The 13,477-nt window shown below is 44.7% G+C and carries 16 protein-coding genes; 4 read left to right on the plus strand and 12 right to left on the minus strand.

The features are described 5' to 3' along the window. Nucleotides 1-23: 23 nt before the first annotated feature. Nucleotides 24-758 carry a putative ABC transporter permease gene (locus ACYQ0H_RS00470; RefSeq protein ID WP_459810867.1) on the minus strand — a complete coding sequence of 245 codons (735 nt, stop codon included), beginning with the start codon at nucleotides 756-758 and terminating at the stop codon, nucleotides 24-26. A 144-nt stretch (nucleotides 759-902) separates the two neighbouring features. On the opposite strand from ACYQ0H_RS00470, the gene ACYQ0H_RS00475 reads away from it, so the two are divergent. Then, on the plus strand, nucleotides 903-2,093 hold the full coding sequence (locus tag ACYQ0H_RS00475; RefSeq protein WP_459810868.1) for a metallophosphoesterase: 1,191 nt from the start codon (nucleotides 903-905) through the stop codon (nucleotides 2,091-2,093). A gap of 45 nt (nucleotides 2,094-2,138) precedes the next feature. Here the strand turns inward: ACYQ0H_RS00475 and ACYQ0H_RS00480 are convergent, their stop codons facing one another. Next, nucleotides 2,139-3,398: a DUF975 family protein gene (locus tag ACYQ0H_RS00480; RefSeq protein WP_459810869.1), complete on the minus strand. Its 1,260-nt coding sequence runs from the start codon at nucleotides 3,396-3,398 to the stop codon at nucleotides 2,139-2,141. Nucleotides 3,399-3,754: 356 nt separating this feature from the next. Between ACYQ0H_RS00480 and cysK the strand changes: the two genes are divergently transcribed. From cysK to ACYQ0H_RS00495, 3 genes are all read left to right on the plus strand, one after another. Then, entirely contained in the window at nucleotides 3,755-4,687 is a 933-nt protein-coding gene (cysK, locus tag ACYQ0H_RS00485; RefSeq protein WP_459810870.1) for a cysteine synthase A, read from the plus strand. Continuing rightward, on the plus strand, nucleotides 4,680-5,945 hold the full coding sequence (locus ACYQ0H_RS00490) for a cupin domain-containing protein (protein ID WP_459810871.1): 1,266 nt from the start codon (nucleotides 4,680-4,682) through the stop codon (nucleotides 5,943-5,945). Before cysK ends, ACYQ0H_RS00490 begins: the two co-directional genes overlap by 8 nt. 207 nt (nucleotides 5,946-6,152) lie before the next feature. Continuing rightward, nucleotides 6,153-7,589 carry a cellulase family glycosylhydrolase gene (locus ACYQ0H_RS00495; protein WP_459810872.1) on the plus strand — a complete coding sequence of 479 codons (1,437 nt, stop codon included), beginning with the start codon at nucleotides 6,153-6,155 and terminating at the stop codon, nucleotides 7,587-7,589. Between the two features lie 233 nt (nucleotides 7,590-7,822). Here the strand turns inward: ACYQ0H_RS00495 and ACYQ0H_RS00500 are convergent, their stop codons facing one another. From ACYQ0H_RS00500 to map, 10 genes are all read right to left on the minus strand, one after another. Further along, nucleotides 7,823-8,980, minus strand: a complete 1,158-nt coding sequence (locus tag ACYQ0H_RS00500) for an SGNH/GDSL hydrolase family protein (protein WP_459810873.1) — start codon at nucleotides 8,978-8,980, stop codon at nucleotides 7,823-7,825. Nucleotides 8,981-9,106: 126 nt separating this feature from the next. Next, nucleotides 9,107-9,448 (minus strand): 50S ribosomal protein L17, encoded by a 342-nt coding sequence (rplQ, locus tag ACYQ0H_RS00505; protein WP_459810874.1) that lies wholly within the window; start codon nucleotides 9,446-9,448, stop codon nucleotides 9,107-9,109. Between the two features lie 18 nt (nucleotides 9,449-9,466). Next, the gene (locus tag ACYQ0H_RS00510; RefSeq protein ID WP_459810875.1) at nucleotides 9,467-10,426 is read right to left on the minus strand and encodes a DNA-directed RNA polymerase subunit alpha; all 960 of its coding nucleotides are present in this window, start codon (nucleotides 10,424-10,426) and stop codon (nucleotides 9,467-9,469) included. A gap of 99 nt (nucleotides 10,427-10,525) precedes the next feature. Continuing rightward, nucleotides 10,526-11,122 carry a 30S ribosomal protein S4 gene (gene rpsD, locus ACYQ0H_RS00515; RefSeq protein ID WP_459810876.1) on the minus strand — a complete coding sequence of 199 codons (597 nt, stop codon included), beginning with the start codon at nucleotides 11,120-11,122 and terminating at the stop codon, nucleotides 10,526-10,528. Between the two features lie 90 nt (nucleotides 11,123-11,212). Beyond that, nucleotides 11,213-11,611, minus strand: coding sequence for a 30S ribosomal protein S11 (gene rpsK / locus ACYQ0H_RS00520; RefSeq protein WP_459810877.1), 399 nt, complete (start codon nucleotides 11,609-11,611; stop codon nucleotides 11,213-11,215). Between the two features lie 14 nt (nucleotides 11,612-11,625). Continuing rightward, the gene (rpsM, locus tag ACYQ0H_RS00525; protein ID WP_459810878.1) at nucleotides 11,626-11,994 is read right to left on the minus strand and encodes a 30S ribosomal protein S13; all 369 of its coding nucleotides are present in this window, start codon (nucleotides 11,992-11,994) and stop codon (nucleotides 11,626-11,628) included. Between the two features lie 29 nt (nucleotides 11,995-12,023). Beyond that, nucleotides 12,024-12,137 (minus strand): 50S ribosomal protein L36, encoded by a 114-nt coding sequence (gene rpmJ, locus ACYQ0H_RS00530; protein ID WP_028505010.1) that lies wholly within the window; start codon nucleotides 12,135-12,137, stop codon nucleotides 12,024-12,026. 71 nt (nucleotides 12,138-12,208) lie between these two features. Beyond that, complete coding sequence (gene infA, locus ACYQ0H_RS00535; RefSeq protein ID WP_124100497.1) at nucleotides 12,209-12,427, minus strand: translation initiation factor IF-1; 219 nt, start codon at nucleotides 12,425-12,427, stop codon at nucleotides 12,209-12,211. Next, on the minus strand, nucleotides 12,427-12,714 hold the full coding sequence (locus ACYQ0H_RS00540; RefSeq protein WP_459810879.1) for a KOW domain-containing RNA-binding protein: 288 nt from the start codon (nucleotides 12,712-12,714) through the stop codon (nucleotides 12,427-12,429). Before ACYQ0H_RS00540 ends, infA begins: the two co-directional genes overlap by 1 nt. A 12-nt stretch (nucleotides 12,715-12,726) precedes the next feature. Continuing rightward, nucleotides 12,727-13,473: a type I methionyl aminopeptidase gene (map, locus tag ACYQ0H_RS00545; protein ID WP_459810880.1), complete on the minus strand. Its 747-nt coding sequence runs from the start codon at nucleotides 13,471-13,473 to the stop codon at nucleotides 12,727-12,729. Nucleotides 13,474-13,477 lie beyond the last annotated feature (4 nt).

Genomic DNA, 13,477 nt, shown 5'->3' on the forward strand with positions numbered 1-13,477 from the left:
GTTCAATCAGACGGGTTGTTTATTTATGTAATATCAATATACTGAAAAACGTCGGCAGGAATATGATCGGTATACAGCTGAGAACACGGCAGCGCTATATAATCTGTTATTCCCTCTCCCTTATTAGGATGTTCCCTTGAATAAAGAAAATCAGCGGCTATTGCGGTAACCAGAATAATACAGACGCTTAGCCTTACCTTAGGCGGTATCTTCTTTATCTGATCGTCGAAGAAAGGCGCTAGTATATAAATCCCTGCACAGCCGGCAAAGCCGAATATAAGCGCTCCCTCAAGGCATATCCTGCCGTTCAGGTTCATAAAGTATCCGTCATAATTCCAATACTGTATATGCTTATAAGTTTCAAGGTACCAGCTTGTCGCATACTCGACAACAGAGCAGACGGTAACTACAAGAAAAAACGTCAGTACAGGACGGTCGACGAACTTTCTCAGAAGTATTACTCCCAGAACTCCCCCTGCTCCGTAAATAGGAAGCCAGGGCCCGTGAAGCGCACCTCGGTTAACCAGCTTTCCGTCCTCGACAACGTGAATAGCGACTTCCCAAAGCCAGCCTATCAGCGCAAAGATAAAAAACATAAGAATTATAGACGTGATCGCATATTTTCTGTGATAATCTCTGTGAATTATTTTACGGCCGCCGCCCAGCGCTATATGAGCGCTCTGCTGTGCGGCTATCCCCGGGTACTGATCAAGACCCCTGAGATCCTCCAGCGTCAGATTAAGCTCCATTTTTATCATATTCCTTTCTTCTTCGGCACTGCTTCAAAACATTACTACAGCCCGCCGATCGGCTGATTTTTTTATTATATATTGCAAAGCGGTTCTTTTTGGTGTATAATAACTTCATATCATATATTTTTTAAGGAAGGCACGGATCGTTTAATGATATTCCTTTTTCTTGTACCCTTATATTTTGCGGCAAATCTTTATATGCTGCTGAGGATCTTTCACTGGACAAAAAACTGTACGGCTATTCTTGATAAACGCCGGTTTATGATACCTGTAGGTATTATTTTCTTCCTCTGCGCACTATCACCTATAACGGCCTTTCTGCTGCCGAAATTCGGACTTTCTATTCTAATAAGGCGTTTCTCAACTTTCTGGACAGGAGTAATGCTTTATTCTCTGATGTTTATAGTTCTCGGCGATCTGATTAGGCTGATCATAAAACGGACTCCTCTGAGAAAAAAGAGAATACTTTCACGGATAGGAACCGTTACCGCAGGTTCTGCAATAGCGGTCTGCACCGCAGTATTCTGTCTGTACGGCTCTGTTCACGCAAGAGAAATAAAAACCACTCCCTATAAAATTACCATTAACAAATCCTGCGGAGAGCTTACACAGCTTAATGCTGTACTGATCGCAGATACTCATATGGGCTACGCCATTGGCACTGACCACATAGAACAGATGGTAGATAAGATCAATTCATGCGACCCTGACATAGTAATTTTTGCCGGAGATATATTTGATAACAGTATTGACGGTCTGGACGACCCCGAAAGGCTTGCGCAGCTGCTTGCTTCAATAGACTCCAGATACGGAGTCTGGGCGACCTACGGAAACCACGATATTAACGAGAAGATCCTTATGGGCTTTACGTTCAGCTGGGGAGAGAACCCGGCAAACGACACGTCAATGACTGATTTTCTGGAAAAGGCAAATATAAATCTGCTTCAGGACGAATCGGTCCTTATTGACGACAGCTTCTATCTTGTCGGCCGCCGCGACGCTCATAAACCCGGTACTCCTGACGGAGAACGCAAATCAATTAAGGAGCTTACCGAAGGACTGGATAAATCAAAGCCGATATTCGTGATAGACCACGAGCCGTCGGAGCTTCAGGAAACTGCCGACGCAGGAGCGGATATTGATTTTTCCGGCCATACTCACGACGGTCAGCTTTTCCCCGGCAACCTTACAGTCGGCCTTATGTGGGAAAATCCCTGCGGAGTAATAAAAAAAGATTCTATGTATTCCGTCGTTACCTCAGGAGTCGGAGTATACGGACCGTTTATGCGCATAGGAACAGACGCTGAGATATGCGACGTTCATATTAAATTCAGCAGCTGAGCTGCCTTAATTCTCCGTTCTGCCAGCGCAGTGCGGAGCTTATATTTAAGGGATCTCAACAGCTTCCGTTCCGCCGCCTTCCGCTTTAAGCTGCTCCTCAAGCAGATCGAGATCAATATATCTGTCATTTAGGTCCTCGCTGAACAGGCAGTTATCTTTAATTGCCTTTCTCCGCAGGATAATATAAAGCTCCGTTTCAGCGGCCGTCTTATATGGATTGAGAAACGCCATACAAAGAATGCCCACAAATACGTTTACTATAACGTCGGCATGAATTCCTGACGTGCCTCCTAAAAATGCCAGACCTATTACAGAAGCGGGAATAACTGCCGCAAGATACCAGGGCGCATATGATATCATAAGCTTTGCTGCCTTCCACTTGTTTCCTTTCATCATCTGCTTTGAAAGCTTAAACGCATGCTTTGAATCTACGGACGGGTTTTCAGCCAATATATACGGTATCATCAAATATTCAAAAGGCTTTATAAACGCACCTATAATTGTAAAAGTCCATAGAATGGTAAATACATCCTTCAGCAGCATAGTCTTTACGGGCTTCAGCTTTCTGTCTTTATATAAAAAACCCATTCTTCCTATTCTGGTTCCGTGATAAGTGCGGCTTTCCATAAAAAATCTTTTTTCGCCTACAATAAGTACATTGGCTATGAAAACCGTTATAAGTATACTGAAAAGTGCGCTTACGCAGGTAACGACAACTTCCCATGTATATTTTCTTGAAAACAGCTCTACTACTGCGTTTACGGCCTGAAATTTAGAAGAATGCTGCTTCGTCAGACTGTCGAAGGAATCGGCAGCGCCTTTAACAAATCTTTCCACCCCGTCGTCAACGGCTTTTCCTATATTTCCTTCTGTTTTTATTATCCAGTTCGTAGCCTTATGGACAATATTCCAGTTGGAGTTTTCCGTACCCGTATTAAAAAGAGATATCTCCTTGGAATTTAAAGCCTCCGGCCCAAGCTCATCGTAAATCTTCTCCCAGCGCTGTACCGCTTCAAAATTACCTATATTATATTTCTCAGATATTTCATTAGCGCTTACTCCAGTCCTTTTAAGCTCCTCAACAGCGTCACGCTTAAAATCTCCGCTGTATCGTATATCCGCAACGTTTTCATTATCATAGCTGGATATAAACTGAGTTGTTCCGCCGTACTGACCGGCGATAAATACCATAATAAAACATACCGCAAAGCACGCTATATAATTTTTTTTCAGATTTGATCTTGCACTGCCTTTAATCTCTTTACGGGTCCAAAGCCGTGCGCCCCCGCCCCTTTTTTTCTTCATATCAGAAATATCCTTTCGCCGAGCCTGCTTAAGTAAGCCGGACAGACCTTCATACCGTATTTTCGACATATAATGAATATATTATATATTATATAACATAAAAAGTCAAGGAAACGCACTGCAATGTAAGAAATAATTAAGATACAATATTCTCCTATGCAGATATATGCAAATTATTTTACGTTTCCGGGAAGCGTTTAATTTATACTATGCATTTTTATATATTTCAAGAATAAATACCTGCTGCGGCTGTTGCATAAACCGGATAAATATGCTATAATAATGTGTTAGTGAATAAATCAATCGGGAAAGGGAGGCCGACCTGCACAAGGACTGTTACTGATGCAGGCAATTTTATGATACATAACAATATTCTTGAAGTTATAGGGCATACTCCGATAATAAGACTTAACAGAATGACCGGCGAAAATTCGGCTCAGGTTCTTGTTAAATTTGAAGGACTCAATGTCGGCGGCTCGATAAAAACCAGAACCGCATATAAAATGATAAGCGACGCTGAGGAAAAGGGACTTATAAATAAGAACACGATAATCGTCGAGCCGACAAGCGGTAATCAGGGAATAGGACTTGCGCTTATTGGGGCAGTAAAGGGGTACAGAACTGTGATAATAATGCCCGATTCAGTAAGTGAGGAACGGCGCAAGCTTGTCGCTCACTACGGTGCGGAGGTAAAGCTTATTCATGATTCGGGAAATATAGGCGACTGTATTGACGAGTGCCTTAAAACCGCCCTTAAAATGGCGGAAGAAAACCCCGACGTATATGTTCCTCAGCAGTTCGAGAACCCGGCAAACCCCCTTGCTCACAAGCACCATACGGGTCTTGAGCTGATGGAGCAGGTAGAAGGACCTATCCACGGCTTTTGCTCGGGTATCGGTACAGGCGGAACGATAAGCGGGATAGGAGAAGTTCTGAAAGCGCAGAATCCTGATATTGAGATCTGGGCTGTTGAGCCTGAAAATGCGGCTATCCTTGCGGGAGGAACTATCGGAACTCACCTCCAGATGGGCATAGGGGACGGCCTTATCCCCAAAAACCTGAATTTAAGCATATACGATAATATATATGTGGTAACGGACGAAGAGGCTATTTCTACAGCAAAGGATCTGGCTAAAAAAGAGGGGATAATGTGCGGTATTTCAAGCGGTACGAATGTAGCCGCCGCCTTGAAGCTTGCAGAAAAGCTCGGAAAGGGAAAAACGGTTGTAACGGTTCTCCCCGATACCGCAGAGCGTTACTTTTCCACTCCGCTTTTTGAAAATGAATAGTTTACGCATTAAAAAGGCTGTTCCTTATCTTCTGACCCTGACGGTTATAGCCGTAATGACAGGAGCTGCCGAGCTTACGGGAAACCGTGAAATTATATTTCCCGAAATAACGGCGGTCGCTGTAGGCGCCCTGATCGCTCCTGTCCAGCCATGGAACACAAACCGGCTTCGTCTGTTTCTTTCAATATCCGTTATGTCCCTTGCTGGCGTTCTGCTGGTCAGATTTGTACCGGTTCCGCTTATAATAAAGCTTCCTCTGGCATTTGCCTGTGCTGCTGTAGGACTAATGATTTCAAAAACCAGCTTTGTACCCATGATCTCCGCTTGCGTACTTCCTGTGATTTTAGGCACTGAAACCTTTATCTACGTTATATCCGTAATTATTATGACGGGAATCATTCTTGCCTTGCAGTATCTTCTTGATAAAGCTGAAATACATAAACCAGCAGCTTTTACCCCTGCAAAAATAAATAAAAAATCCCTGTTCTTCTGGCTGAAGCACACCATTATTATTGCGGCGGCGGCAGCTGTTCCGATAATTACAGGCGAGCTGTATTTTATCGTACCTCCTCTTATAGTAGGTTACGCCGAAATGTCGTTTCCCGGCTCAAAGCTCAGATGCCGTTATAAAACCGCCGTACTGCTTATACTCATCGCTTCATTCTCCGGAGTGTTATGCAGACTCCTGCTGAACGAACTGGCAGGACTTCCGCTGACTGCCTCCGCAGTTATATCCGGTGCAGCGGTACTGCTTGCCGTTAGGCTTACAGGACTTTATTTTCCCCCCTGCGGCGCTATCTGCACTCTGCCCATGCTTCTCAGCGCAGAGCACCTGATCTGGTATCCCGTTGAGGCAACTGCCGGATTTATTGTTCTTACGGCGCTGGCTTTAAATCTGTTCCCATCTGAAAGTAAAGGAGATAAGAAAATGATACTTGATTTTAAAACTGCCGACGAAGCCGTTTTTGAAGGCTTTAAGGGCGGTGAAGGAGCATTGTCGGCAAAAATGTACAGCGATGATATAAACCGTATCCTGCACGGACGGCTTGAACCGGGCTCTTCCATCGGCTTTCACAGCCATGACGAAAACAGCGAGATAATATACATACTAAACGGCAGCGGAACGGTAATTTTCGACAGCGAAAAAGAAGCCATATCTGAGGGAATGTGTCATTACTGCCCCAAGGGTCATTCACACAGCCTTATTAACAGCGGGGATACCGACCTTGTATTTTTCGCTGTAGTTCCTCAGCAATAATATAAAAGCCGCGTTGCTGCGGCTTTTTTTATTTGTCAACATAGACAAATAAACAGCTTTAAAACTGACTTATCCTCTAAAAAGATATACAATCAATTGACTTTCAGCTGTTATATGCTATAATTAATGTATACGATTTCAACTGTAAGCAAATAAGTATGAAAAGGAGGAAGCCTGTGTGCAGATCTTTTGCACACAGTATAAAAAATGATCAAAGAAAAGCTAAAGAAAGCCGCCTGTGCGGTATTATGCGCAGGCCTGGCGGTTTCTGCGGCAGGCCTGCCGGCAGCTGCCGATGAAACGCTCTTGTCTGATATGACTACTATGGAGATAGTCAAGGATATGGGACTGGGAATAAATCTCGGCAACACCTTTGAATCCTGCGGAACCTGGATAAACAGCTCCAGCGTCAAAAACTATGAGACCGCATGGGGAAGTCCTGTTATTACTCAGGATATGATCCAGGGAATTGCCGACTCAGGATTCGGAGTTCTCAGGATCCCTGTGGCATGGTCTAATATGATGGGTGACGATTATACGATCAATCCCGACTATATTTCAAGAGTAAAAGAGGTCGTTGACTGGGCATACGAAGCCGATCTGTACGTTGTGATGAATATTCACTACGACAGCGGCTGGTGGGAAAACTTCCCCACTGACAAAGAAACCTGTATGTACAAATACGAGCGTATCTGGACTCAGCTTTCCGATTCCTTCAAGGATTACGACGAACATCTTATGTTTGAATCCCTCAACGAAGAAGGCTGCTGGGACAGCTTATGGAATCGTTACAGCGGTTCGTCAGCAGGAAAATCCGAAGCATACGGTCTGCTGAATGAGATAAATCAGAAGTTTGTGGATATAGTAAGAAACAGCGGAGGAAATAACCCTTCCCGTCATTTGCTTATCGCCGGTTACGGTACGGATATTCATCTTACCTGCGACAGTCTTTTTGAAATGCCAAAGGATCCTGCCGGCCGCTGTGCCGTATCAATTCACTACTATACTCCGTCAACCTTCTGTATTCTTACAGAGGACGCAAGCTGGGGCAAGGCCCAGACAGAATGGGGTACAGACGCAGAGCTTCTGGAGCTTTATAATAATCTTGATATGATGAAGGAAAACTTTATTGATAAAGGAATTCCTGTTATTATGGGTGAGTACGGAGTTGCCGCCGAAAACAAGACTACCGAACAGATAAACAATTTTCTTACTACCGTAGCGGCGTCTGCATACGCAAGAGATATTTGTCCGGTGCTGTGGGATATAACCAGCAAATACAGCATATACGACAGATATTCCTGTAAAATGAGCGACAGCGAACTTGAAGCGGCGTACAGAGAGATCGCCGAAGGAAAGGTCACACCTCCCGAGGTAAGCAGCAGCGAAGCGGAAAGCTCCGAGGCTGAATCAAAGGACGTATCTGAAACTGAAAGCCTTGAGGAAAGCAGCACTTCAGACTCTTTATCATCTGCTGACACAAGTACAGAAAATGTAGTATCTGCGGCGTCAGGTTCTTCTGCGGCGTCCTCAAATTCTTCCGGTTCTGCAAAAGATCCTAACCCGTCTACCGGCGGCGGCATAGCTTTGACGGGACTTATCCTGCTGAGTTCTGCGGCGCTTGTAGTCAAGAAGAAGAAATAAGCGCAAAGCTATCGTAAATATTTAACCAAACAGCTAATTGTAAAACCCCGCAAAGAAGAGATCTTCCTTGCGGGGTTTATCTTTTAACCGATTTACAGCTTTTTTCTATCACTGCATAAGCTGATTTTGTAGAGCCGGGAATATCCCAAACCCCTGCAGATCTATCAATTTAAGTGGATCTGTTTATAGGGCTTATTACCGATTTGCTAAGAGATCAGACTCTGCGCCTTATCCTATGTCCAGCCCATCTCCTTTTTTATTGCTTCCGTCAAAAGCTCCGAGGCTTTTTCATGAGTAGCTTCCGTCGGGTGGTAATCCGCCGCAAGTCCGTCTGCCTGCTGTTGATTTTCAAACTGCACGCAGAGAATATTTTCGTCGCCTGTTTCCTTTGTGTAATAATAAACCGCTTCCTCGATACTGGGATACATAGTCTGACCCATTATTCCAAGCGTACAGAATATCTTCGCGTCGGGATTATTTTTACGGACGGTTTTCAGAAATTCCTTATACGAATCTCTGAAAGTATCCTTCTTTTCGGTTGAATTGCAGTAGCTTGCGTCGTTCGTTCCCAGATTTATAACTATGCAGTCTGGCTTGAATTTTGAAAAATCCCACGCTATATCCGATGGCTTCTCGCCGTTTGCATATGTACTGTAACAGAAGCCCAGCTTTTCATAATACGGCGGAATTGTCTGATTAGCACTTATTTTTTCCGGATCGGCAGTATAGCCCGATATAATTCCGTAGCCGCTTATTGATACAAGACTGTAATCGGCGTTAAGCTTCTGAGCTGTCTTATAGGCGTAGGCCTTTGTACAGTCCTCGGTTTTCGTATTGAAGCTGTGAGAGGGATCCTCGTCGTCTACGCCGTAGCCGCAGGTTATCGAGTCGCCTATAAATTCTATCCTTCTGTCCTTATTTTCCGCCGGCTTAATGCTTCCGCCGTTAAGCTCCAGATTTTTGATCCCCACATTTGACATTGCACATTCGGAAAGCTTTACGATTTTTATTTCGGCGCTCTCCTCCTTTTCGGCTTCAAACAGCACAATGTTCTTTTCCTTTTCATCCATCATAAAATCCTGAGTTCTTTCGCCGTTTACATATACCGCTATTCTCGCTTCTCCGTCCGACGAGCCTGCCTTGGCATCACCCTCAAGCTGAAGCTCCAGCTTGCTTCCAGTATAGGTGAACTCTGCCCCTGTTCCCGAAAAAGCCAAATATAGGGTATCCCCGGAAAGATATGTCCTTCCCAGCAGCTTGACATTTGAACTGTCTAAAACGGGATAATTCATCTTTTCATTCTCCTTTTCTCCTGAGCCGCCGTTTCCGCAGGACGTAATTAACGCCGCAGCAGCTATCAGCGCCGACAGCATTACCGCTGATTTTTTCATAATATGCTCAGCTCCTTTCAGCTATGCTATTATTATACCAAAATCTGCGGCAGAAATCAACCGTTATTCGTCAATTTAAACACAAAAAACGGTACAGCATTTAAGCCGTACCGTTTTATTCTGATATTAAACCAACTGAATAATAGCCATTTCAGCTGCGTCGCCGCGGCGGGGACCGATCTTAACGATCTTTGTATAGCCGCCGTTTCTTCCCTCATAGGAAGGAGCGATGTCGTCAAAAAGCTTCTTAGCAACGCTTTCCTTAGTTATATATGAAAGCGCCTGACGCTTGGAATGAAGGTCGCCCGCTTTGCCTAAAGTAATCATCTTATCGGTCATAGCGCTAACCTCTTTAGCTCTAGTTACAGTTGTTTCAATCTTACCGTTTTCAAGAAGGTATGTGACCATTGCTCTGAGCATTGCTTTTCTGTGGTCAGTAGCCCTTCCCAGCTTTCTTGTGCCTGGCATAGATATTCACTCCTTACATTATTTATCTTCTTCAGAACTGAGGTCATAGCCCAGAGAATGGAGCTTTTCCTTAACCTCATCAAATGATTTTTTACCAAGGTTTCTAACCTTCATCATTTCTTCTGCCGACTTTTCTATCAAGTCGTTAACGGTGTTGATTCCCGCACGTTTCAGACAGTTGAACGAACGCACGGATAAGTCAAGTTCCTCAATGGTCATCTCAAGGATTTTTTCCTTACCCTTATCATCCTTTTCTACCATCATCTCAACAACATTTGTCTCTTCGGACAAATCTATAAAGAGATTCAGATGCTCGTTGAGGAGTTTGGCTGCCAATGACACAGCTTCCTTTGCAGAGATCGTTCCGTCTGTCCAAACCTCCAGAGTAAGCTTGTCATAATCGGTAATCTGACCTACACGGGTATTGTCAACCGTAAAGTTTACCTTTAATACCGGCGTATAAATACTGTCAACAGCAATCACACCGATCGGTGCGTTAGTCATAAGCGCCTTGTTCTTTTCTGCGGAAACGTAACCGCGGCCTCTGTCGATTACGATCTCCATATAAAGCTTAGCGCCTGCACCCAGCGTAGCAATATGCATATCAGGAACCAGAATATCAACCTCAGAATCGGTTTTAATATCGCCTGCAGTAACGACGCACTCGCCCTCCGCCTCGATATAAATAGTCTTAGGACCCTCACCGTATAGCTTCGCAGTCAGTCCCTTGAGGTTAAGGATTATTTCCGTTACGTCCTCCTTAACTCCGGGTATTGTAGATAGTTCGTGGTGTACGCCGTCTATCTTTACAGATGTAACGGCAACACCGGGCAAAGAGGAGAGCAGTACTCTTCTGAGAGAATTTCCCAGAGTAATACCGTAGCCGCGCTCTAATGGCTCGAGAATAAACTTTCCGTAAGTTCCGTCGCCTTTAAGCTCAGCTGTTTCAATCTCAGGCTTTTCTATTTTTTCAAGCATTTAAAACCCTCCTGTTTTCAAACTCGAATAGTTTTTACACGAATAAATGGTTTTATAGTTCCGGATAACCCGAATGCAGAAAATACTCTGCAACTTAGATTACTTAGAATACAGCTCGACAATGAGGTGCTCTTCTATTTCGTAATCCAAATCTTCCTTGACAGGCATACGAACAACCTTAGCGCTCTGCTCGTCCTTGTTTACATCAAGCCATGTAGGAGTAATTCTGCCGGTCGTTGTCTCGATAATCTGCTTGAACTTTTCGCTCTTTTTGCTTGCGTCTCTGAGTGAAATTACGTCGCCGACCTTGATTCTGTAGGAAGGAATGTCAACTCTTTTGCCGTTTACATTGTAGTGTCCGTGAACTACAAGCTGACGTGCCTCACGTCTTGTTGTAGCAAGTCCCATTCTGAAAACTACGCTGTCGAGTCTTGACTCGCAGAGCGTGATCAGGTTTGCACCGGCCTGACCCTCCATCTTCTGAGCGATTTCAAAATAGTGATAGAACTGCTTCTCGAGCATTCCATATATAAATTTCAGCTTCTGCTTTTCCTTGAGCTGAAGTCCGTATTCAGAAACCTTTTTTCTCTTGTTTGCGTTTGGGTCGCGCTTTGTTTCCTTTGCAACGCCCATAACCATAGGGCTGATTCCGAGATATTTGCATCTCTTAAGAATCGGTTCTCTGCTTACTGCCATAGTAATAAACCTCCGTTTTTAATGTTATATCGGGTCTTAAGGCGAATTCCTTTACCCGACTTTGAGTAAACTTGAAACTCAAATCGTCTGTTATACGCGTCTTCTCTTAGGAGGACGGCATCCGTTGTGAGGAATAGGAGTAACGTCCTTGATCATTCTTACTTCCAGATCCTCAGACTGCAAAGCTCTGATAGCCGCTTCTCTTCCGGCACCGGGGCCCTTTACGAAAACCTCAACGGATTTAAGACCATGCTCCTTCGCTGCCTTTGCCGCTGTTTCAGCCGCTGTCTGAGCTGCGAACGGAGTTGATTTCTTAGAACCTCTGAAGCCGAGTCCGCCTGCGGAAGCCCATGAGATAGCGTTGCCCTGCATATCAGTGATCGTAACGATCGTGTTGTTGAAAGTTGACTGGATATGAACCTGTCCCTGTTCAATGTTCTTTCTTTCACGACGGCGGCGGATAGTAGTCTTTTTCTTAGGCTGAGCCATTGTTCACACCCTCCTTACTTCTTCTTGTTGGCGATTGTCTTAACAGGTCCCTTGCGGGTTCTTGCGTTTGTCTTGGTTCTCTGTCCTCTTACAGGCAGACCTCTTCTGTGACGAACGCCTCTGTAGCAACCGATCTCAACAAGTCTCTTAATGTTAAGAGCAACGTTTCTTCTAAGGTCGCCCTCAACCGTCAAATTTTTATCAATATATTCACGCAGTTTTGCTACGTCGTCCTCGGACAGATCCTTTACTCTTGTATCAGGATTTACGCCTGTCTCCTCAAGAATCTTAGTAGCAGTTTTCTGACCGATACCGAAGATATAAGTCAAACCGATTTCAACTCTTTTATCCTTCGGCAGGTCGATTCCAGCAATACGAGCCATTATTTAGCTGCACCTCCATTATTGGTTTGTTAGCCCTGACGTTGTTTATGCTTAGGATTCTGGCAGATTACCATGATCTTGCCTTTTCTTTTGATTACCTTGCATTTCTCGCAGATTGGCTTAACTGAAGGTCTTACTTTCATTGAAATACCTCCTTTTAACATTACACAAGAATCAGCGCTCAGGCAAATTCTTTCTTACGATGAAAAGCTAATTACTTAGCCCTCCAGGTGATTCTTCCCTTTGTCAAGTCATAAGGTGACATCTCGACCGTTACCTTATCTCCGGGCACGATACGAATGTAATTCATACGAAGCTTACCCGAAACATGGGCAAGAATTTTATGACCGTTTGAAAGTTCAACCTGAAATGTTGCGTTAGGCAGCGCCTCCACAACCGTTCCTTCAAGTTCAATAACATCTTCTTTTGACATTAAAATACCTCCCCGTCCAAAGGCCGGCGGTCTGCTTGATATAAGTTCCGGGTCTCGAACTCATTGATCAGCTTTCTCAACTTTTTGTTTGTCAGTCCGTTTACGTCTATTGCCGTATCGGCGGGTGAAATGTGCTTTATATTCTTACGCTTGGGTTTTTCAAGCTTACGCTCTTTTCCGTCTGCGATTTCTACAAAGCCGCCGTTGACCGCTACTGCAACGAACCAGCGGTCCTTATCACGGCCCGCACGCGCTTTGACAAGCGAACCGACTCTTATATTAACCACAATGCCCCTCCGCTACGGCTGCGTTAAAATAAACGCACCGTCAGAGGTAACAGCGATTGTATGCTCAAAATGAGCGGACAGCTTTCCGTCTGTTGTCTTTACGGTCCATTCATCGGACATTACCTTTACAGAAGCAGTACCCTCGTTTATCATAGGCTCTATAGCGACTACCATACCTGCCGCAAGCCTTACTCCGTGACCCTCTTTGCCGTAATTAGGCACCTCAGGCTCTTCGTGAAGGTTTTTGCCTACTCCGTGACCGACAAACTCCCTAACTACGGAAAAACCGTTTCCCTCATTATACTTCTGAATAGCCGCTCCGATATCTCCGAGCCTTACGCCCGGTCTGATCATCTTTATAGCTAAATAAAGACTTTCCTCGGTAGACTTCATCAGCGCCTTCGCCTTATCGGAAATTTCTCCGACTGCAAAGGTCTTGCAGGAATCTCCGTGATAGCCGTCGATATAAGCTCCGACGTCTACCGAAACAATGTCGCCCTCCTCAAGTCTGCGGGGGCCGGGGATCCCGTGAATTACCTCATCATTGACGGAAATACAGGCTGAGGCGGGAAATCCGCCGTAACCAAGAAAGCTGGGCTTTGCTCCGTGAGAGGTAATATATTTGCGGACGACCGTATCAAGCTCCTTGGTAGTCATACCCGGCCTGATGGCCTCGCCCGCCGCAATAAGCGCTCCGGCGGTTATTTTGCCCGCCTTCTGCATTCTTGCGATCTCTTTATTGGATTTTACACATATCATACAA

This window comes from Hominimerdicola intestinalis (assembly GCF_054655215.1).